The sequence below is a fragment of the Streptococcus mitis genome, assembly GCF_946190335.1.
In the GTDB taxonomy this organism is placed as follows: domain Bacteria; phylum Bacillota; class Bacilli; order Lactobacillales; family Streptococcaceae; genus Streptococcus; species Streptococcus mitis_CH.
On record NZ_CAMHZN010000005.1, the window covers coordinates 80573 to 99778 of the forward strand.

Genomic DNA, 19206 nt, shown 5'->3' on the forward strand with positions numbered 1-19206 from the left:
AGGGTTTAGGGATGAGACTTTTTCCTTGCATTCTATTGATATTTGATTATGATTAAGAGAGATAGTTGTTGATTAGGCTGTCATTATTCAGTTCATAAGGAACGGTAATCATAATGAACTATCAATCAGAAAAAAGACTAGAAAGAAGACTGTATGGATAATCGACCAATTGGTTTTTTGGATTCGGGTGTCGGGGGCTTGACCGTTGTGCGCGAGCTCATGCGCCAGCTTCCCCATGAAGAAATCGTCTATATTGGAGATTCGGCGCGGGCGCCCTATGGTCCCCGTCCTGCTGAGCAAATTCGTGAATATACTTGGCAGTTGGTCAACTTTCTCTTGACCAAGGATGTCAAAATGATTGTCATTGCTTGTAACACTGCGACTGCGGTCGTCTGGGAAGAAATTAAGGCTCAACTAGACATTCCCGTCCTAGGTGTGATTTTGCCAGGAGCTTCGGCAGCCATCAAGTCCAGCCAAGGTGGGAAAATCGGAGTCATTGGAACGCCCATGACGGTACAATCAGACATCTATCGTCAGAAAATTAACGATCTGGATCCGGATTTACAGGTGGAGAGTTTGGCTTGTCCCAAGTTTGCCCCTTTGGTTGAGTCTGGCGCCCTGTCAACCAGTGTCACCAAGAAAGTGGTCTATGAAACCCTGCGTCCCTTGGTTGGAAAGGTGGATAGCCTGATTTTGGGCTGTACCCACTATCCACTCCTCAGACCTATTATTCAAAATGTCATGGGGCCCAAGGTTCAGCTCATCGATAGTGGGGCAGAGTGCGTACGAGACATCTCAGTCTTACTCAATTATTTTGAAATCAATCGTGGTCGCGATGCTGGACCACTTAATCACCGTTTTTACACAACAGCCAGCAGCCAAAGTTTTGCACAAATTGGTGAAGAATGGCTTGAAAAAGAGATTCATGTGGAGCATGTAGAATTATGACAAATAAAATTTATGAATACAAGGATGACCAGGACTGGTATGTCGGCTCATATAGTATTTTTGGTGGTGTCCGGACATTGACTGATGAAGACTTGGATTTTCCTCTATTTGAGTTTGCCCAAAGATTTCGAGATGAGGAACAAGGTTTTCCTATTTCTGTGATTGTTTTACGCTATGGTTCTCTCTACCGTTTATTGTCTTTTGTGGTAGATATCCTCAACCAAGAAATGGGACGAAATCTGGAAGTCATCCAACGTCAGGGAGCTTTTCTCTTGATTGAAAATGCGCAACTCCTGCATGTAGCATTGCCTAAAGAAGGGGTCAATGTTCATGATTTCTTTGAGACAAGCAAGGTCAGAGAAACCTTATTGATTGCGACTCGTAACGAAGGCAAGACCAAGGAATTCCGAGCTATATTTGACAAGCTAGGCTACGATGTGGAAAATCTTAATGACTATCCTGACTTGCCTGAAGTAGCAGAAACAGGCATGACCTTCGAAGAAAATGCCCGTCTCAAGGCAGAAACTATTTCTCAATTAACAGGCAAGATGGTTCTGGCAGATGATTCTGGACTTAAAGTTGATGTCCTTGGTGGCTTGCCAGGTGTCTGGTCAGCTCGTTTCGCAGGTGTGGGAGCTACTGACCGTGAAAACAATGCCAAACTCTTGCACGAATTGGCCATGGTCTTTGAACTCAAGGACCGCTCGGCTCAATTCCATACAACCCTAGTCGTAGCCAGTCCAAACAAGGAAAGTTTGGTTGTTGAAGCTGACTGGCCAGGCTACATTAACTTTGAACCTAAGGGTGAAAATGGCTTCGGCTATGACCCTCTCTTCCTTGTAGGAGAGACAGGCAAGTCCTCAGCTGAATTAACCCTTGAAGAAAAAAATAGTCAATCTCACCGTGCCTTAGCCGTTAAGAAACTTTTGGAGGTATTTCCATCATGGCAAAGCAAACCATCATTGTAATGAGCGATTCTCATGGCGATAGCTTGATTGTGGAAGAAATCCGTGATCGCTATGTGGGCAAAGTTGACGCCGTTTTTCATAACGGCGATTCTGAACTGCGTCCTGATTCTCCCCTTTGGGAAGGCATCCGTGTTGTTAAAGGGAATATGGACTTCTATGGAGGTTACCCAGAACGTTTGGTGACTGAGCTTGGTTCGACCAAGATTATCCAAACCCATGGTCACTTGTTTGACATCAATTTCAACTTTCAAAAGTTGGACTACTGGGCTCAGGAAGAAGAGGCCGATATCTGTCTCTATGGTCACTTGCATGTACCAAACGCTTGGATGGAAGGAAAGACTCTTTTTCTAAATCCAGGTTCTATCAGTCAACCGCGTGGGAGCATCAGAGAATGTCTCTATGCTCGTGTGGAGATTGATGATAGTTACTTCAAAGTCGACTTTTTGACACGAGCTCATGAGGTGTATCCGGGCTTGTCCAAGGAGTTTAGCCGATGATTGCCAAGGAGTTTGAGACTTTCTTGTTGGGGCAAGAAGAAACTTTTTTGACTCCTGCTAAAAATCTGGCCGTGTTGATTGATACCCACAATGCAGATCACGCGACCCTCTTGCTCAGTCAGATGACCTATACCCGTGTTCCTGTTGTGACAGATGAAAAACACTTTGTTGGAACTATTGGGCTCAGAGATATTATGGCTTATCAGATGGAGCATGATTTGAGTCAAGAAATCATGGCAGATACGGATATCGTTCATATGACGAGAACGGACGTAGCGGTCGTCTCGCCTGATTTTACCATTACGGAGGTCTTGCACAAGCTGGTAGATGAGTCCTTCTTGCCGGTTGTGGATGCGTCTGGTATTTTCCAAGGGATTATCACGCGCAAGTCTATCCTCAAGGCAGTGAATGCCCTCTTGCATGACTTTAGTAAGGAATATGAGATTCGATGCAAATGAGAGACAGGATTTCAGCCTTTTTAGAGGAAAAGCAGGGTCTGTCTGCCAATTCCAAGCAGTCCTATAAGTATGATTTGGAGCAATTTTTAGACGTCGTGGGCGAGCGGATTTCGGAGACTAGTCTCAAGATTTACCAAGCCCAGCTAGCCAATCTAAAAATCAGCGCCCAGAAGCGAAAGATTTCGGCCTGTAACCAATTTCTCTACTTTCTCTATCAAAAAGGAGAAGTGGATAGCTTTTACCGCTTAGAATTAGCTAAACAAGCTGAAAAGAAGACCGAAAAGCCAGAGATTCTAGACCTAGACTCTTTTTGGCAGGAAAGCGACTATCCAGAGGGACGGTTACTAGCTCTCCTGATCTTGGAAATAGGGCTCTTGCCGAGTGAGATTTTAGCCCTTAAGGTTGTGGATATCAATCTGGATTTTCAGGTGTTGAGAATCAAGAAGGCTTCTCAACAGAGGATTGTCACCATTCCCACGCTCTTGCTTTCAGAATTGGAGCCCTTGATGGGGCAGACCTATCTTTTTGAAAGGGCAGGGAAAGCCTATTCTCGTCAGTGGGCCTTCCGTCAGCTAGAATCTTTTGTCAAGGAGAAAGGTTTTCCATCATTATCAGCTCAAGCCTTACGTGAACAGTTCATTCTAAGACAAATAGAAAACAAGGTCGATTTGTACGAAATTGCAAAAAAATTAGGATTAAAAACAGTCCTGACCTTAGAAAAATATAGATAATGGATATTAAATTAAAAGATTTTGAAGGGCCCCTGGACTTGCTCTTGCACCTGGTTTCTAAGTACCAGATGGATATCTACGATGTTCCTATCACAGAAGTCATTGAACAGTATCTAGCCTATGTTTCAACCCTGCAGGCCATGCGTCTGGAAGTGACGGGTGAGTATATGGTTATGGCTAGTCAGCTCATGCTGATTAAGAGTCGCAAACTCCTTCCAAAGGTAGCAGAAGTGACAGACTTGGAGGATGACCTGGAGCAGGATCTTCTCTCTCAAATCGAAGAATACCGCAAGTTCAAGCTCTTGGGGGAGCACTTGGAAGCCAAGCACCAAGATCGGGCCCAGTATTATTCCAAAGCGCCGACAGAGTTGATTTACGAAGATGCGGAGCTTGTGCATGACAAGACGACCATTGACCTCTTTTTGGCTTTTTCAAATATCCTATCCAAGAAAAAAGAGGAGTTTGCACAGAATCACACGACTATCTTGCGGGATGAGTATAAGATTGAGGACATGATGGTTATCGTGAAAGAGTCCTTGACTGGACGAGATCAATTGCGCTTGCAGGATTTGTTTAAGGAAGCCCAGAATGTCCAAGAGGTCATCACCCTCTTTTTGGCAACCCTAGAGTTAATCAAAACCCAGGAGCTGATTCTTGTGCAAGAGGAAAGTTTCGGAGATATTTATCTCATGGAAAAGAAGGAAGAAAGTCAAGTGGCCCAAAGCTAGACTTGATAGAGAGGAAAGATGAGTACTTTAGCAAAAATAGAAGCGCTCTTGTTTGTAGCGGGTGAAGATGGGATTAGAGTCCGCCAGTTAGCTGAACTCCTCTCTCTGCCACCGACAGGCATCCAACAGAGTTTAGAAAAATTAGCCCAGAAGTATGAAAAGGATCCAGATTCCAGTTTGGCTCTGATTGAGACAGGGGGCGCTTATAGATTGGTGACCAAGCCTCAATTTGCAGAGATTTTGAAGGAATACTCTAAGGCACCTATCAACCAGAGTTTATCTCGGGCTGCCCTTGAGACCTTGTCCATCATTGCTTACAAACAGCCCATCACACGGATAGAGATTGATGCCATCCGTGGGGTCAACTCGAGTGGGGCCTTGGCAAAGTTGCAGGCATTTGATTTGATACGAGAAGACGGGAAAAAAGAAGTGTTGGGTCGTCCCAACCTCTATGTGACTACAGATTATTTCCTAGATTACATGGGGATAAATCATTTGGAAGAATTACCAGTGATTGATGAGCTTGAGATTCAAGCCCAAGAAAGCCAATTATTTGGTGAAAGGATAGAAGAAGATGAGAATCAATAAGTATATTGCCCACGCAGGTGTGGCCAGTAGGAGAAAAGCAGAAGAGTTGATCAAGCAAGGCTTGGTGACGGTCAACGGCCAAGTGGTGCGTGAACTCGCAACGACCATTAAGTCAGGTGATAAGGTCGAAGTTGAAGGTCAGCCTATCTACAACGAAGAGAAGGTCTATTATCTGCTTAACAAACCACGCGGTGTCATTTCCAGTGTGACAGATGACAAGGGCCGCAAGACGGTTGTCGACCTCTTGCCCAACGTGAAGGAGCGCATCTACCCTGTAGGTCGTTTGGACTGGGATACATCAGGAGTCTTAATTTTGACCAATGATGGGGACTTTACAGACGAGATGATTCACCCGCGTAATGAGATTGACAAGGTTTATGTTGCGCGTGTTAAAGGTGTGGCCAACAAAGAAAACCTCCGCCCTTTGACGCGTGGTCTTGAGATTGATGGCAAGAAAACCAAGCCTGCTGTCTATGAGATTCTCAAAGTGGACCCAGTCAAAAACCGCTCTGTGGTGCAGTTGACTATCCATGAAGGGCGTAACCACCAGGTTAAAAAGATGTTTGAAGCTGTCGGTCTTCAAGTGGACAAGTTGTCACGGACCCGTTTTGGACATCTAGACTTGACAGGACTCCGTCCAGGAGAATCCCGTCGTCTTAATAAAAAAGAAATCAGCCAACTACACACCATGGCTGTAACCAAGAAATAATGAAACGAATTTTAATAGCGCCTGTGCGCTTTTACCAACGGTTTATCTCACCAGTCTTTCCCCCATCTTGTCGCTTTGAGCCGACTTGTTCCAACTACATGATTCAGGCTATTGAAAAACATGCCTTCAAGGGTGTTTTGATGGGCTTGACTCGGATTTTACGTTGCCATCCCTGGTCGAAAACAGGTAAGGACCCCGTCCCAGACCATTTTTCCCTTAAACGGAATCAAGAAGAAAAATGAGGCTAGGTAAAAATATTTTAGTGAAATGATAAAAATGCATCCTATCAGGTTTGAGTGAGCTTGATAGGATGCGTTTTATCATGTAAAGATGTTAGTTGAGTTTGAAGCAGCTTATTTCAAGGCTTTTTGTGCGTCTTCAATCATGAGTTTGGTTGATTCAAGTCCGCCTCCGCTTAGATACCAGAGATCTGGTGTTAGTTGGATAATCTTACCATTTTTAGCGGCAGGTGTTTCAGCGATAAGGGCATTTTCTAGGACACCGTCGTTGCTAGAGTTGTCCCCACCGATGGCAAGGGTGCGGTTGATGACAAAGAGGATGTCAGGATTGATTTCTTTGACACTTTCAAAGCTGACTTCTTGTCCGTGGCGAGAATCTTCAAATTGAGTATCAGTTGGCTTGAATTTCAAAGTTTGATACAAGAAAGAGAAACGAGATTGGGCACCAAAGGCAGCCATTTTTCCTTCGTTGAGGAGGATAGCAAGGGCTTTTTTGTCAGAGCTTTCATTTTTAGTAGCGACTTCTTGGATGCTCTTGTCTAGCTTGGCCAATTCTTCCTTGGTTTTCTGTGTACCAGTTTCACCAAAGGCACTTGCTAAGGATTCGATATTAGCCTTGGTAGAAGTCCAGTAGTCGTCCTTGCTTGCTTGGAAGAGAACAGTCGGAGCGATTTCTTTGAATTTATCTACGAATTTTTGGGTACGTGGTGAAGCGATAATCAAATCTGGTTCAAGAGCAGCAATGGCTTCTAGGTCTGGCTCAACCATAGAACCAACATTGTTAACTTTTCCAGCTAGGTCTTTGAGATAAGTCGGAACAGTTTTTGTAGGCATTCCAACGATATTCTTTTCAAAACCTAAAGCGCGAATAGTATCTGCAGCACCGAGGTCGAAGACAACGATTTTCTCAGGAACTTTTGACAGTTTGACCTCGTCTAGTGAGCTTTTAATGATTACTTCTGTTGGAGCAGAGCTGTTTGTTTCCGACTGGCTAGTACTTGAGTTTGTATTTGTACTGCATGCACCAAGTAGAAGCAAGAAGCTGGCCGCTAGGGCAGTGAAATAAAGTTTAAGGGATGTTTTCATGATTTCTCCTTTTTAAAATGTGATAACGATTTAGGGAGTCTCTTGGTCTTATTGACTAAGAGACTGAAGGTTCTCTAACTTGAGCTTCTATGTTACTAGCTATAGATACAGATCTTTTTGCCATTGATATCAGCTAGCGTGATGGGAATCTCATAGAGTTGACTGAGCAGGTCAGCCTGCATGATTTGACATGTCGTTCCCTTGCTAAAGACTTGGCCGTCCTTGAAGGCGACAATTTCATCTGCATACTGACTAGCCATGTTGATATCGTGGAGGACGATGATAATGGTCTTACCGAGTTCTTCCACTAGTCTCCGAAGAATCTGCATCATGCTGACGCTTTGCTTGATATCGAGATTGTTGAGTGGTTCGTCCAGCAAGATAAAGTCTGTATCCTGGGCCAGTACCATAGCGATAAAGACCCGCTGGAGTTGTCCCCCAGACAGGCTATCGATGTAGCGGTTTTTTAAGTTGGTCAGTTCTAAATAGTCCAGAGTTTCTCGGATTTTTTCCCAGTCTTCTGCTCTCAGTCGACCTCGACTGTAGGGAAAACGTCCAAAACTGACCAGTTCTTCAACAGTCAATTTGGCTTGGTAATTGATTTTCTGCTTTAGGATAGTCAGTTCTTGAGCCAGTTCTTGCGAATTCCAGCTCTCGATTTCACGGCCTTTGATACTGAGAATTCCCTGATCTTTCTTGGTCAATCTGCTCATGATGGAGAGGAGAGTCGATTTTCCGGCACCATTGGGGCCAATAAAGGCTGTCAGTTTCTGAGGACTGACTTCAAGCGTAATACCTTGCAAAATATCCTGTTTTTGAATGGATTTGTCAATGTTTTCCAGTTTCACCGACGCGCCCTCCTATAAAGTAAGATAAAGAATAAGAAGCCACCCACACTCTCGATGATCATACTGATGCGAATTTCCAGAGCAAATACTCGTTCAATCAGGGCCTGCCCCAAGGTCAAACTGATAAATCCGACCAGAATGGTCACGATAAAGAGCAACTTGTGCCGATAGTCTTTGACAATTAGGTAGGTGAGGTTGACTAGCATAAAACCGAAGAAGGCCATAGGCCCTACCAAGGCAGTAGCCGTTGAGGTCAAAAGCACGATGCCCCAGAGGAGTTCTTTCTGTTCTTTTTCAACATCGAGTCCCAATATCTGAGCCGTTTCTCTTTGCAGATGCAAGACATCCAGAATGACTGCTTTCCGAAAGAAAAAGATTGTCAAAGCAAGGATAATCAGAGAGCCGATGGCTAGGATGGAAGTATTGAGATGCTGAAAGGAAGCAAAAAGGCTGTTTTGCAGTTTATCGTATTCGTTTGGATCCATCAGGACCTGAAGGAAGGTACTGATATTTCGAAAGAGACTTCCGAGGGCTAGACAGATCAGAAGGATGAAGACCAAATCTTGCTTCATCAGTATCTTCAAGTAGCCTTGTAAGGCAAGAAAGAAGAGGGATTGGACGAGAAGTAAGATTAGGAATTCTAAGATAGGAGACTTGCCAAGTTGAAGAAACTTATTTTCAAAAACCAGTAGCAGAGTTTGTAGTAGGACGTAGAAGGATTCGATTCCCAAAATACTTGGTGTCAGGAAACGATTTTCCGTCAGGGTTTGAAAACTAATGGTCGAAATCCCTGTCGCGATGGCTACCAAGAGATAAACGATGATCTTTTGGGAACGCAACTTCCAAGCAAAGGCTGACAAGTGAGTGATGGGCCAAAAGTAGAGAAGACAAGCTCCGACGGTAAGAATAATAAGAAACCAGAAGAGCTTGGTATGTTTGCTTTTAAACTGCATCTTTTCGTCCCCCTCTCCAGAGAAGTAGGATAAAGACGAGGCTACCGATGATTCCTAGTAGAAGACTGACAGACAGCTCATAGGGCCGAATCAGAACTCGGGATAGGATGTCGCAGGCCAGAACTAGATTGGCACCGACCAGTGCTACGATGAGTTTGGTCTGACTTAGATTATCTCCATAGTGCTTGCGAACAAGATTGGGAACGATGACCCCGAGAAATGGCAAGCCACCCACGGTAATCATGGTGACACTAGTCGTTAGTGCCACCAGAAAGAGAGCTAGTTTTTCAAGTAGGGAGTAAGAAATCCCTAAACTCTCACTGGTTTCTTTGCCCAGATTCATGATGGTGAAGGTTTGGGATAATTTCCAAACGGCTATCAGGATGATGAGGCCTAAGAAGAGCCACTCATACTGATGGGTCTGAATCATGGAGAAGGAGCCCTGGGTCCAGGCAGTCATACTCTGAACCAGATTGAAACGATAGGCGATAACTTCTGTCACAGAACCGATAATCCCGCTATAGATGATTCCAATCAGAGGCAACATCCACCTTTCCTTTACAGAGAAAATAGTCATAAAGGCTAGGAAGAAGAGGGTGAATACGATGGATGAAACAAAAGCGAAGAGCATCTTTTGAGTCAGACTAGCCGACGGAAAGACAAAGAGGCTCAATACCATTCCCAGTTTGGCGGCTTCAGTGGTTCCAACTGTACTCGGAGCAGCAAACTGATTTTGAGTGATAGTCTGCATGAGAAGTCCTGCCATACTCATACTAGAGGCCGTCAGGAGAATACTGATGGTTCTTGGGAGACGGGACTCTTGAAAGAGAAGCCAAGTTTCATGATCCAGAGAAAAGAGTTTTCCCCATGAAAAATCACTGGTCCCAATGCTAATAGAGAGAAAGACTAGGACTAGAAGTAAGCCAATTAAATAATGAGAAAGTTTCATACCCCGTCCTTTCATGTAGATTTGGTACCGAAAGATACCTGCGGATATTACTGTAACACGATTTCTTTAATCTGTCAATAAATTTTCTGACAATTTAATGAATAAAACAAGGAGAGAGTACCAGGACCTTCTCCTCTGTTTTCCTATTCTAAAATGTTTTTGCCTTCTTTAACACGCCAACGATAATCTGATAAAATAATATCTTCGAGGGAGTAGCTAGCCTTCCAATCAAGATATTTTTTAGCTTTTGATGCGTCTGCTAGGACGCTGGCTGGGTCACCAGCACGTCGAGCAACAATTTCGTGTGGTATTTTTTGATTCAGTAATTCTTCAGCAGTTTTAAAGATTTCTTTGACGGTATAGCCTTTTTCAGTTCCTAAGTTAAAGATTTGAGAAGAACTGTCTTCTTGAAATAGGTAGTTCATTCCTTTAACATGAGCCTGTGCAAGATCCAAGACATGAATGTAATCTCGAATACATGAACCGTCACGTGTATCGTAGTCATCTCCAAATATTTTCAGGCTATCATTTTGTCCCAATGCGGTTTTGTTGATATTGGGAATGATATGAGTTGGATTTTTTACACGCAGACCATTTGAAGCATCCATTTCAGCCCCAGCAACATTAAAGTAACGGAAAATGACATATTTCCAATCGTAGCGATTGGCCATCCAGTAAATCATTCGTTCACCCATCAGTTTTGTCTCAGCATAAGGGTTGACAGGGTCGAGCAGGGTATCTTCAGTTGCAGGATTGTCAATACAGTTATTACCATAGAGGGAAGCAGTCGAAGAGAACATGATTTTTTGAATACCAACTTCAGACAAGACTTTGAGAACTTGGTTCATACCAGCAACATTGGCAGTGAAGTATTTACTTGGATTTTCAATACTTTCGCTCACAACAATCTCACCTGCACAATGGAGAACAGCATCAATCTGATTTTCTTCTAAGTAAGTTTTTAAGGCGCTAGCATCATAAACATCCAGTTGTTTAAAGCTAGCACGACTATCTACAGCCGTTCGATTTCCTGTAGAGAGATTATCTAGAACATGTACCTGATAGCCAGCATTTAAAAGAGCTTTAACGGTATGGGAGCCAATGTAGCCAGCCCCACCTGTAACAAGAATTGTTTTGGTCATGATTTTTTCCTTTTCCTAGTTTTGTACTATTTTAAAGAAATAAGAATGCAAAGTCAACTATTTTCTGCAGATTTCATGAAAAAACTAAACAAATATAGCATTGAATTGTTTTTTGTTTGGAAATTAATAGTTTGGTTAATCTTGGAATAGTTCTTAGATTTCACATCACATGCAAGAAAATATAATCTTTTTCTAAGATAGAGCAGGACTAAGATACTAATTTAGAAATCCACCTTCCCGCTATCCTTCTCCTATAAAAAGTGGTAAAATGGATGAAAGAAAGAAGGAAATGAAATGACAACATTATTTTCAAAAATCAAAGAAGTAACAGAACTTGCTGCGATCTCAGGTCATGAAGCACCTGTCCGTGCTTATCTTCGTGAAAAGTTGACACCGCACGTGGATGAAGTGGTGACAGATGGCTTGGGTGGTATTTTCGGAATTAAACATTCAGAAGCTGCAGATGCGCCGCGCGTCTTGGTCGCTTCTCATATGGATGAAGTTGGTTTTATGGTTAGCGAAATCAAGCCAGATGGTACTTTTCGTGTGGTTGAAATTGGTGGTTGGAATCCTATGGTAGTCAGCAGCCAACGTTTCAAACTCCTGACTCGTGACGGTCGTGAAATTCCTGTGATTTCGGGTTCTGTCCCTCCACATTTGACTCGTGGAAAGGGCGGACCAACCATGCCTGCTATTGCAGATATCGTCTTTGATGGTGGTTTTGCGGACAAGGCTGAGGCAGAAAGTTTTGGCATCCGTCCTGGCGACACCATCGTACCAGATAGTTCTGCAATCTTGACAGCCAATGAAAAAAATATCATTTCAAAAGCTTGGGATAACCGCTACGGTGTTCTTATGGTAAGTGAGCTAGCAGAAGCCCTGTCAGGTCAAAAACTTGGCAATGAACTCTATCTGGGTTCTAACGTCCAAGAAGAAGTTGGTCTCCGCGGTGCTCATACATCTACAACCAAGTTTGATCCAGAAGTCTTCCTAGCAGTTGATTGCTCACCAGCAGGTGATGTTTATGGCGGTCAAGGCAAGATTGGGGATGGAACCTTGATTCGTTTCTACGATCCAGGTCACTTGCTTCTCCCAGGTATGAAGGATTTCCTTTTGACAACGGCTGAAGAAGCTGGTATCAAGTACCAATACTACTGTGGTAAAGGTGGAACAGACGCTGGCGCAGCTCATCTGAAAAATGGTGGTGTCCCATCTACAACTATCGGTGTCTGCGCTCGTTATATCCACTCTCACCAAACCCTCTACGCTATGGATGACTTCCTAGAAGCTCAAGCTTTCTTACAAGCCTTGGTGAAAAAATTGGATCGTTCAACGGTTGATTTGATTAAAAATTATTAAACTTAAGGAGGTGGTAGGGATGGTAGAACCAAACCTAGAAAGCCTTGTAAAAGATCTTTACAATCATGCTCGACATGATTTGAGTGAAGATTTAGTTGCTGCTCTCCTAGAGACTGCTAAAAAACTGCCTACTACAAATGAGCAATTGCTGGCAGTTCGTCTCTCAGGCCTGGTCAATCGTGAATTGCTCCTAAATCCCAAACATCCGGCACCTGAGTTGCTCAACTTGGCTCGCTTTATCAAAAGAGAAGAAGCCAAGTACAGGGGAACTGCAGCTTCTGCGCTTATGTATGGGGAGCTCTTTAAAATGCTTTGATTCCATTGTGGATCAAAGCATTTTCTATATGCTAGAAAAGCAATTCTTGATTAGGAGAAGAAAAGCCATCCCATTTAGGATAGCTTCTTGGATCTTAGATTTGTTCAGCGATGACCTTTTCAGCTAGATTCATAGCGTGATCAGATACTCGAGTGTAGTGGGAAATGATGTCGATAAAGTTGACCCCAGCTTGTGTTGAACACTCGCCTTTGTTGAGGCGTTTGATGTGGGTCTTTCTGAGAACACGTTCCATATTGTTGATTTCTTTATGGCGTTCAATCAGACTTTGAGCTTTTTCAATATCATTGTTTTCTACACTATCAAGGGCATCTTTGATAAAGTCAGTGGTTTTTTGATAGATATCAGCCAATTCCTGCAAAGCAGCTTCAGAGAACTCAACATTTTTACGTTGAAGGTAGTCAGTCAGGTTGATTAGGGCTTCTGCGTGGTCCCCAATCCGTTCCAAATCACGGGATGAATCAAGAATGTTGGTGAGCACTTCACTTTCTTTCTGGCTAAGGGCTTCGCTTGAAAGAGTAATCAGGTAACGAGTCAATTTTTCATCAATGGTATTGATGGCTTCTTCTGTCTTGTGGCCTTTTTCAGCAACCTTTTCATTAAGGTCAATAATATAGTTGTATGAAAGGTCAAAGGCTTTAGAAGCATAATTTCCTAAGTGAAGGAGTTCTTTCTTCGCATTTCCAAGAGCTATTGATGGAGCTTGTTTAATCAAATGCTCATCAAGATAAAGTGGCTCGTACTTCACAACTTCATCTTCACCAGGGATGAGCTTGGTTACAAAGTAGGCCAAGGCACCAATGAAGGGAAATTGGATAATAGTATTTGTGATATTAAAGGTTCCGTGGGCGAAGGCAATGGTCATTTCTGGAGCCAGATTGAGTGTAGATTCAAACCATTGAATCAAGCCAGTGAAAGGTACAAGGAAGACAATACAGATAACCGTACCAATCACGTTAAAGGCGACATGGGCACCAGCAACACGTTTGGCAGCGATATTGGCTCCAAGAGAAGCAATAATAGCTGTAATGGTCGTTCCGATATTATCACCAAACAAGACTGGTAGGGCACCTTGTAGATCAATCAAACCACTTGCGTAAAGATTCTGTAGGATACCGATAGTTGCGGAAGAAGCTTGAATGAGTAGGGTTAGTCCAGTTCCGACAAAGACACCTAGAATAGGACTCTTACTTAGTTCAACCATATAGTCTCTAAAGACTTGCAGGTCTTTTAGAGGTTCCATTGCACCGCTCATAAGATTGAGAGCGAAGAAGATACCACCTACACCAAAAATGATACGTCCGATGTTATTGATAGAGCGATTCTTGGTGAAGAAGAGACAAATCGCTCCGATGAAAAGCATTGGTAAGGCGTAATCTCCTAGCTTAAAACCGATGATAAAGGATGTAACGGTAGTTCCAATATTGGCACCCATGACAATACCGATAGCTTGACGTAAGGTCAAAAGTCCTGCGCTGACTAGCCCCACTGTAATGACTGTGACACCAGAACTTGACTGAATTAGCGCCGTCATACCGATACCAACTAGCACACCGAAGAACGGATTGCTGGTATATTTGTCAATGTAAAAACGAAGGCGATCTCCAGCAGCTTGTTGCAAACCGTCTCCCATGGTCTTGATACTATATAAGAATAGTCCCAGACCACCTAAAAAGTGAAATAAAATTTCCTGCCAATTAATGGACATTTCTTTTTCCTCCGAAAAATAATAACGGAATTTCTCCTATTCTATTTTAAAGGATAAAAGTAAATCTAACAAGTGTTAAGCTAAGATTTTAGAAAGAAAATTCGTGAGAAAAAGTAAAAATAATACACTCTAACATGGCATGAAGATTAAATATCGAAAAATCTTGTGAAATCTTTCCTTATATTTCCAAAGTGTGATATAATAGTTTCGAATAAAATAAATAAAGGGGTTTTTGTAACATGGCAAAACTTACTGTTAAAGACGTTGACTTGAAAGGTAAAAAAGTCCTCGTTCGTGTTGACTTCAACGTACCTGTAAAAGATGGCGTGATTACCAACGACAACCGTATCACTGCAGCTCTTCCAACTATCAAGTACATCCTTGAACAAGGTGGACGTGCTATCCTCTTCTCTCACCTTGGCCGTGTAAAAGAAGAAGCAGACAAAGCTGGTAAATCACTTGCTCCTGTAGCTGCTGACTTGGCAGCTAAATTGGGTCAAGACGTTGCTTTCCTTCCAGGTGTCACTCGTGGTGCTGAATTGGAAGCAGCTATCAACGCTCTTGAAGATGGACAAGTTCTCTTGGTTGAAAACACTCGTTACGAAGATGTTGACGGCAAGAAAGAATCTAAAAACGATCCTGAACTTGGTAAATATTGGGCATCACTTGGAGATGGTATCTTCGTAAACGATGCATTCGGTACAGCTCACCGTGCACACGCATCTAACGTTGGTATCTCAGCAAACGTTGAAAAAGCAGTTGCTGGTTTCCTTCTTGAAAACGAAATTGCCTACATCCAAGAAGCAGTTGAAACTCCAGAACGTCCATTTGTGGCTATCCTTGGTGGTTCAAAAGTTTCAGACAAGATCGGTGTTATCGAAAACTTGCTTGAAAAAGCTGATAAAGTTCTTATCGGTGGTGGTATGACGTACACATTCTACAAAGCACAAGGTATCGAAATCGGTAACTCACTTGTAGAAGAAGACAAATTGGATGTTGCGAAAGCTCTTCTTGAAAAAGCAAACGGTAAATTGATCTTGCCAGTTGACTCAAAAGAAGCTAACGCATTTGCTGGTTACACTGAAGTGCGTGACACTGAAGGTGAAGCAGTTTCTGAAGGCTTCCTTGGTCTTGACATCGGTCCAAAATCTATCGCTAAATTTGACGAAGCTTTGACTGGTGCGAAAACAGTTGTATGGAACGGACCTATGGGTGTATTTGAAAACCCAGACTTCCAAGCTGGTACAATCGGTGTCATGGACGCTATCGTGAAACAACCAGGCGTTAAATCAATCATCGGTGGTGGTGACTCAGCTGCCGCAGCGATTAACCTTGGCCGTGCAGACAAATTCTCATGGATCTCTACTGGTGGTGGAGCATCAATGGAACTTCTTGAAGGTAAAGTTCTTCCAGGACTTGCAGCCTTGACAGAAAAATAAGATTTTATAAATAAATCAAAGAAGAGAGGGATGAAAGTTCCTCTTTTCTTTTGCTTAAAATAAAAACGCTTCCTCTCAACTATTCATAATAAAATCAGCAGATTTATGATAAAATGGAAATAGAAAGTTGAGATTATGAGTTATTTTAAAAAATATAAATTCGATAAATCCCAGTTCAAACTTGGTATGCGAACCTTTAAAACAGGTATTGCTGTTTTTCTAGTTCTCTTGATTTTTGGCTTTTTTGGCTGGAAAGGTCTTCAAATCGGTGCTTTGACAGCCGTTTTTAGCCTGAGGGAGAGTTTTGATAAGAGTGTCCATTTTGGGACTTCGCGTATTCTAGGAAATAGTATCGGTGGTCTCTATGCCCTAGTCTTCTTCCTATTAAATACCTTTTTCCACGAAGCCTTTTGGGTAACCTTGGTTGTTGTTCCGATTTGTACCATGTTAACCATTATGACAAATGTAGCCATGAATAACAAAGCAGGGGTTATTGGTGGTGTAGCAGCTATGTTAATCATTACCCTATCGATCCCGAGTGGAGAGACAATTTTGTACGTATTTGCGCGTGTATCAGAAACTTTCATGGGAGTTTTTGTCGCAATTCTCGTAAATTACGATATTGATCGTATTCGGCTCTTTTTAGAGAAAAAAGAAAAATAATGTTACATTTTATAACATTATCAATTGACGTTTGTCTTTTTTTAGACTATAATAGACAGAAAGAAGGAAATTGTAAATGAAGGAAAAAGAATTTCGCCGAAATATGGCTGTTTTTCCTATCGGCAGTGTTATGAAGTTGACCGATCTATCGGCGCGTCAGATTCGTTATTATGAAGATCAAGAGTTGATTAGGCCTGATCGAAACGAAGGGAACCGTCGCATGTATTCCTTGAATGACATGGATCGTCTGCTTGAAATCAAAGATTATATCTCTGAAGGTTATAATATCGCTGCTATTAAGAAAAAATATGCTGAACGTGAAGCGAAATCCAAGAAAGCGGTGAGTCAGACTGAGGTGCGTCGTGCACTTCACAATGAACTCCTCCAACAGGGTCGCTTTGCTTCGGTACGATCACCTTTTGGTCGCGGTTAGCCAACCGCAAGTAGTCATACATTAAGGAGAAAACTCATGCCAATCACAGCTGCAGATATTCGTCGTGAAGTCAAGGAAAAAAATGTTACCTTTATCCGTCTCATGTTCTCAGATATTTTGGGAACCATGAAAAACGTCGAAATTCCTGCTACAGATGAACAGTTAGATAAAGTCTTGTCAAATAAGGCTATGTTTGATGGATCTTCTATCGAAGGTTTTGTACGTATCAATGAGTCGGATATGTACTTGTACCCAGACTTGGATACATGGACAGTCTTCCCGTGGGGAGATGAAAATGGAAGTGTTGCAGGTTTGATCTGTGATGTCTATACAACAGAAGGTGAGCCATTTGCAGGGGATCCTCGTGGTAATTTGAAACGTGCTCTTCGTCACATGGAAGAAGTGGGATTCAAATCCTTCAACCTTGGGCCAGAGCCAGAATTCTTCCTATTTAAACTGGATGAAAATGGGGATCCAACACTTGAAGTAAATGACAAGGGTGGCTACTTTGATTTAGCGCCTACTGACCTTGCAGACAACACACGTCGTGAGATTGTCAATGTCTTGACCAAAATGGGATTTGAAGTAGAAGCGAGTCACCACGAGGTTGCGGTTGGACAACATGAGATTGACTTCAAGTACGATGAAGTTCTCCGTGCTTGTGATAAGATTCAAATCTTTAAACTCGTTGTTAAAACCATTGCTCGCAAACATGGCCTTTACGCAACCTTTATGGCTAAACCAAAATTTGGTATTGCCGGATCAGGTATGCACTGTAATATGTCCTTGTTTGATGCAGAAGGAAACAATGCCTTCTTTGATCCAAATGATCCAAAAGGAATGCAGTTGTCAGAAACGGCTTACCATTTCCTTGGCGGTTTGATTAAGCATGCCTATAACTATACTGCCATCATGAACCCAACGGTTAACTCATACAAACGTTTGGTTCCAGGTTATGAAGCACCTGTTTACATTGCTTGGGCTGGTCGTAACCGTTCGCCACTTGTGCGCGTGCCTGCTTCACGTGGTATGGGAACTCGTCTTGAGTTGCGTTCAGTGGACCCGATGGCAAACCCATATATCGCTATGGCTGTTCTTTTGGAAGTTGGTTTGCATGGTATTGAAAATAAAATCGAAGCACCAGCTCCTATCGAAGAAAATATCTACATCATGACAGCAGAAGAGCGTAAGGAAGCTGGTATTACAGACCTTCCATCAACCCTTCACAACGCTTTGAAAGCTTTGACAGAAGATGAAGTTGTCATAGCGGCTCTCGGAGAACATATCTATACTAGTTTCCTTGAAGCCAAGCGAATCGAATGGGCAAGTTATGCAACCTTCGTTTCACAATGGGAAATTGATAATTATTTAGACCTTTACTAATATAGAAGAAAGATTGCCTGAGGGTGATCTTTTTTCTTGTGTTTTATATCGAGGTGTGATATATTTTATATAACGAAGTGCGATATATCGAACTGGATAGGAGGTAGCTATAAATGGAATTAACGGATAAGATTCGTCGAGTTTATCTTCCGATGACGGAAACGGGTTTTTATATCTTGTTCTGTCTGCAAAAGGAAGGTCATGGTTATAATATTACGCAAAAAGTCAAGGAGATGACAGATTCGCAAGTTTCGATTAGTCCTGGGACTATGTATGGAACCTTGTCAAAGATGGAAAAGGATGGTTTGATTTCCTTTGTCCGAGAAGAGGAAAAACGGAAAATCTATCAGATTACAGACTTGGGACGAAAAGTTTTGGAGATTGAATTGAAGCGTATTGAACGGCTCTATAGAAACAGCCTGGAGGGAAGATGATGGAAAAGAAGGTTGTTTATAGAATTGCTACCATTGCGGATTATGATAGAGAGGCTTTATATCTTAGAAAAATGCATGCTGAGGGCTGGAAACTCAAGGAAGTAACCTACTCTAACTTAGTAGTTGCGGTTAAGTATACTTTTGAAAAGTGCCAACCGGAGCAGGTGTCTTATCAGTTGGACTTTTATCCTATGAAAAAATCAGAGAGAGCCTCCTATTTACAATTGTTTAAAGACTGTGGCTGGGAGCATATTACAGACTTTAATGGGTTTTCCTACTTTAGAAAGCTTCATTCTGGAATTGAGTCGGATGCCGAGTTTGAAATTTATAATGACGCGGCTGGGAAGTTAGCTATGGTGAAACGGATTTTAACGAGGCGGATGCTTCCTATTTTGCTTCTCTTTTTAGCTCTACTACCGGTTTTCACAAAGATTGTCACTGGAGGTAGTTCTTTCAGTTGGAAAATGTTTTTGATTGTTATAATAGATGGTGTTTTATTGATAGTCCATGCGATTCAGATTTCTTATATTTTTTGGAGATTGTTTCAAAAATGGAAAGAATTATCTGACAAATAAAACTATGTATGTTTTCTGATTTGGAGGTAAGGTA

General features: G+C 42.3%; 23 protein-coding genes. 17 read left to right on the forward strand and 6 right to left on the reverse strand.

What is annotated here, in order from left to right:
• Positions 1 to 153 precede the first annotated feature (153 nt).
• Genes racE through yidD form a run of 9 tightly spaced genes read left to right on the forward strand, consistent with a single transcriptional unit; the run spans position 154 to position 5869 of the window.
• Complete coding sequence (gene racE / locus N8O43_RS07900) at positions 154 to 948, forward strand: glutamate racemase (protein WP_049543738.1); 795 nt, start codon at positions 154 to 156, stop codon at positions 946 to 948.
• Positions 945 to 1916: a nucleoside-triphosphate diphosphatase gene (locus tag N8O43_RS07905; RefSeq protein ID WP_125454630.1), complete on the forward strand. Its 972-nt coding sequence runs from the start codon at positions 945 to 947 to the stop codon at positions 1914 to 1916. Before racE ends, N8O43_RS07905 begins: the two co-directional genes overlap by 4 nt.
• A complete protein-coding gene (locus N8O43_RS07910) occupies positions 1892 to 2413 on the forward strand; it encodes a metallophosphoesterase (protein WP_261089998.1) in 522 nt (173 codons plus the stop codon). Before N8O43_RS07905 ends, N8O43_RS07910 begins: the two co-directional genes overlap by 25 nt.
• Complete coding sequence (gene cbpB, locus N8O43_RS07915) at positions 2410 to 2871, forward strand: cyclic-di-AMP-binding protein CbpB (RefSeq protein ID WP_000560720.1); 462 nt, start codon at positions 2410 to 2412, stop codon at positions 2869 to 2871. The genes N8O43_RS07910 and cbpB overlap by 4 nt, the downstream gene beginning before the upstream one ends.
• Entirely contained in the window at positions 2868 to 3602 is a 735-nt protein-coding gene (xerD, locus tag N8O43_RS07920) for a site-specific tyrosine recombinase XerD (protein WP_314726019.1), read from the forward strand. The genes cbpB and xerD overlap by 4 nt, the downstream gene beginning before the upstream one ends.
• Positions 3602 to 4330, forward strand: coding sequence for a segregation/condensation protein A (locus N8O43_RS07925; protein ID WP_084887514.1), 729 nt, complete (start codon positions 3602 to 3604; stop codon positions 4328 to 4330). Before xerD ends, N8O43_RS07925 begins: the two co-directional genes overlap by 1 nt.
• A gap of 18 nt (positions 4331 to 4348) precedes the next feature.
• Positions 4349 to 4918 (forward strand): SMC-Scp complex subunit ScpB, encoded by a 570-nt coding sequence (scpB, locus tag N8O43_RS07930; protein ID WP_000105303.1) that lies wholly within the window; start codon positions 4349 to 4351, stop codon positions 4916 to 4918.
• Positions 4905 to 5627: a pseudouridine synthase gene (locus tag N8O43_RS07935; RefSeq protein WP_001222230.1), complete on the forward strand. Its 723-nt coding sequence runs from the start codon at positions 4905 to 4907 to the stop codon at positions 5625 to 5627. The genes scpB and N8O43_RS07935 overlap by 14 nt, the downstream gene beginning before the upstream one ends.
• Complete coding sequence (yidD, locus tag N8O43_RS07940) at positions 5627 to 5869, forward strand: membrane protein insertion efficiency factor YidD (protein ID WP_261074108.1); 243 nt, start codon at positions 5627 to 5629, stop codon at positions 5867 to 5869. Before N8O43_RS07935 ends, yidD begins: the two co-directional genes overlap by 1 nt.
• A 111-nt stretch (positions 5870 to 5980) precedes the next feature.
• Here yidD and N8O43_RS07945 read toward each other — a convergent pair whose 3' ends face one another.
• From N8O43_RS07945 to galE, 5 genes are all read right to left on the reverse strand, one after another.
• On the reverse strand, positions 5981 to 6952 hold the full coding sequence (locus N8O43_RS07945; RefSeq protein ID WP_261089994.1) for a siderophore ABC transporter substrate-binding protein: 972 nt from the start codon (positions 6950 to 6952) through the stop codon (positions 5981 to 5983).
• A 95-nt stretch (positions 6953 to 7047) separates the two neighbouring features.
• Entirely contained in the window at positions 7048 to 7800 is a 753-nt protein-coding gene (locus N8O43_RS07950) for an iron ABC transporter ATP-binding protein (RefSeq protein WP_261089993.1), read from the reverse strand.
• Complete coding sequence (locus N8O43_RS07955) at positions 7797 to 8753, reverse strand: iron chelate uptake ABC transporter family permease subunit (RefSeq protein WP_261030255.1); 957 nt, start codon at positions 8751 to 8753, stop codon at positions 7797 to 7799. The genes N8O43_RS07950 and N8O43_RS07955 overlap by 4 nt, the downstream gene beginning before the upstream one ends.
• Positions 8743 to 9702: an ABC transporter permease gene (locus N8O43_RS07960; protein WP_261009284.1), complete on the reverse strand. Its 960-nt coding sequence runs from the start codon at positions 9700 to 9702 to the stop codon at positions 8743 to 8745. Before N8O43_RS07960 ends, N8O43_RS07955 begins: the two co-directional genes overlap by 11 nt.
• Before the next feature lie 143 nt (positions 9703 to 9845).
• Positions 9846 to 10844, reverse strand: a complete 999-nt coding sequence (gene galE / locus N8O43_RS07965; RefSeq protein WP_261009283.1) for a UDP-glucose 4-epimerase GalE — start codon at positions 10842 to 10844, stop codon at positions 9846 to 9848.
• A 294-nt stretch (positions 10845 to 11138) separates the two neighbouring features.
• On the opposite strand from galE, the gene pepA reads away from it, so the two are divergent.
• On the forward strand, positions 11139 to 12203 hold the full coding sequence (pepA, locus tag N8O43_RS07970) for a glutamyl aminopeptidase (RefSeq protein WP_000209170.1): 1065 nt from the start codon (positions 11139 to 11141) through the stop codon (positions 12201 to 12203).
• Between the two features lie 19 nt (positions 12204 to 12222).
• The gene (locus tag N8O43_RS07975; protein ID WP_004260989.1) at positions 12223 to 12519 is read left to right on the forward strand and encodes a bacteriocin immunity family protein; all 297 of its coding nucleotides are present in this window, start codon (positions 12223 to 12225) and stop codon (positions 12517 to 12519) included.
• Positions 12520 to 12613: 94 nt separating this feature from the next.
• Here the strand turns inward: N8O43_RS07975 and N8O43_RS07980 are convergent, their stop codons facing one another.
• Complete coding sequence (locus tag N8O43_RS07980; protein ID WP_049524778.1) at positions 12614 to 14245, reverse strand: Na/Pi cotransporter family protein; 1632 nt, start codon at positions 14243 to 14245, stop codon at positions 12614 to 12616.
• Positions 14246 to 14484: 239 nt separating this feature from the next.
• Here N8O43_RS07980 and N8O43_RS07985 point away from each other — a divergent pair, with 239 nt between their 5' ends.
• From N8O43_RS07985 to N8O43_RS08010, 6 genes are all read left to right on the forward strand, one after another.
• A complete protein-coding gene (locus N8O43_RS07985; protein ID WP_261029911.1) occupies positions 14485 to 15684 on the forward strand; it encodes a phosphoglycerate kinase in 1200 nt (399 codons plus the stop codon).
• A gap of 135 nt (positions 15685 to 15819) precedes the next feature.
• The gene (locus N8O43_RS07990) at positions 15820 to 16347 is read left to right on the forward strand and encodes an FUSC family protein (protein WP_000119915.1); all 528 of its coding nucleotides are present in this window, start codon (positions 15820 to 15822) and stop codon (positions 16345 to 16347) included.
• A gap of 76 nt (positions 16348 to 16423) precedes the next feature.
• A complete protein-coding gene (gene glnR, locus N8O43_RS07995; protein WP_261089992.1) occupies positions 16424 to 16780 on the forward strand; it encodes a transcriptional repressor GlnR in 357 nt (118 codons plus the stop codon).
• A 36-nt stretch (positions 16781 to 16816) separates the two neighbouring features.
• Entirely contained in the window at positions 16817 to 18163 is a 1347-nt protein-coding gene (gene glnA / locus N8O43_RS08000) for a type I glutamate--ammonia ligase (protein ID WP_049501990.1), read from the forward strand.
• Positions 18164 to 18276: 113 nt separating this feature from the next.
• Entirely contained in the window at positions 18277 to 18597 is a 321-nt protein-coding gene (locus N8O43_RS08005; RefSeq protein ID WP_261089991.1) for a PadR family transcriptional regulator, read from the forward strand.
• The gene (locus tag N8O43_RS08010; RefSeq protein WP_261090044.1) at positions 18597 to 19172 is read left to right on the forward strand and encodes a DUF2812 domain-containing protein; all 576 of its coding nucleotides are present in this window, start codon (positions 18597 to 18599) and stop codon (positions 19170 to 19172) included. Before N8O43_RS08005 ends, N8O43_RS08010 begins: the two co-directional genes overlap by 1 nt.
• Positions 19173 to 19206 lie beyond the last annotated feature (34 nt).

Coding starts and splice junctions, on each gene's coding strand:
- racE (WP_049543738.1), top strand. CDS start 154: ATGGATAATCGACCAATTGGTTTTTTGGATTCGGGTGTCGGGGGCTTG.
- N8O43_RS07905 (WP_125454630.1), top strand. CDS start 945: ATGACAAATAAAATTTATGAATACAAGGATGACCAGGACTGGTATGTC.
- N8O43_RS07910 (WP_261089998.1), top strand. CDS start 1,892: ATGGCAAAGCAAACCATCATTGTAATGAGCGATTCTCATGGCGATAGC.
- cbpB (WP_000560720.1), top strand. CDS start 2,410: ATGATTGCCAAGGAGTTTGAGACTTTCTTGTTGGGGCAAGAAGAAACT.
- xerD (WP_314726019.1), top strand. CDS start 2,868: ATGAGAGACAGGATTTCAGCCTTTTTAGAGGAAAAGCAGGGTCTGTCT.
- N8O43_RS07925 (WP_084887514.1), top strand. CDS start 3,602: ATGGATATTAAATTAAAAGATTTTGAAGGGCCCCTGGACTTGCTCTTG.
- scpB (WP_000105303.1), top strand. CDS start 4,349: ATGAGTACTTTAGCAAAAATAGAAGCGCTCTTGTTTGTAGCGGGTGAA.
- N8O43_RS07935 (WP_001222230.1), top strand. CDS start 4,905: ATGAGAATCAATAAGTATATTGCCCACGCAGGTGTGGCCAGTAGGAGA.
- yidD (WP_261074108.1), top strand. CDS start 5,627: ATGAAACGAATTTTAATAGCGCCTGTGCGCTTTTACCAACGGTTTATC.
- N8O43_RS07945 (WP_261089994.1), bottom strand. CDS start 6,952: ATGAAAACATCCCTTAAACTTTATTTCACTGCCCTAGCGGCCAGCTTC.
- N8O43_RS07955 (WP_261030255.1), bottom strand. CDS start 8,753: ATGCAGTTTAAAAGCAAACATACCAAGCTCTTCTGGTTTCTTATTATT.
- N8O43_RS07960 (WP_261009284.1), bottom strand. CDS start 9,702: ATGAAACTTTCTCATTATTTAATTGGCTTACTTCTAGTCCTAGTCTTT.
- galE (WP_261009283.1), bottom strand. CDS start 10,844: ATGACCAAAACAATTCTTGTTACAGGTGGGGCTGGCTACATTGGCTCC.
- pepA (WP_000209170.1), top strand. CDS start 11,139: ATGACAACATTATTTTCAAAAATCAAAGAAGTAACAGAACTTGCTGCG.
- N8O43_RS07975 (WP_004260989.1), top strand. CDS start 12,223: ATGGTAGAACCAAACCTAGAAAGCCTTGTAAAAGATCTTTACAATCAT.
- N8O43_RS07980 (WP_049524778.1), bottom strand. CDS start 14,245: ATGTCCATTAATTGGCAGGAAATTTTATTTCACTTTTTAGGTGGTCTG.
- N8O43_RS07985 (WP_261029911.1), top strand. CDS start 14,485: ATGGCAAAACTTACTGTTAAAGACGTTGACTTGAAAGGTAAAAAAGTC.
- N8O43_RS07990 (WP_000119915.1), top strand. CDS start 15,820: ATGAGTTATTTTAAAAAATATAAATTCGATAAATCCCAGTTCAAACTT.
- glnR (WP_261089992.1), top strand. CDS start 16,424: ATGAAGGAAAAAGAATTTCGCCGAAATATGGCTGTTTTTCCTATCGGC.
- glnA (WP_049501990.1), top strand. CDS start 16,817: ATGCCAATCACAGCTGCAGATATTCGTCGTGAAGTCAAGGAAAAAAAT.
- N8O43_RS08005 (WP_261089991.1), top strand. CDS start 18,277: ATGGAATTAACGGATAAGATTCGTCGAGTTTATCTTCCGATGACGGAA.
- N8O43_RS08010 (WP_261090044.1), top strand. CDS start 18,597: ATGGAAAAGAAGGTTGTTTATAGAATTGCTACCATTGCGGATTATGAT.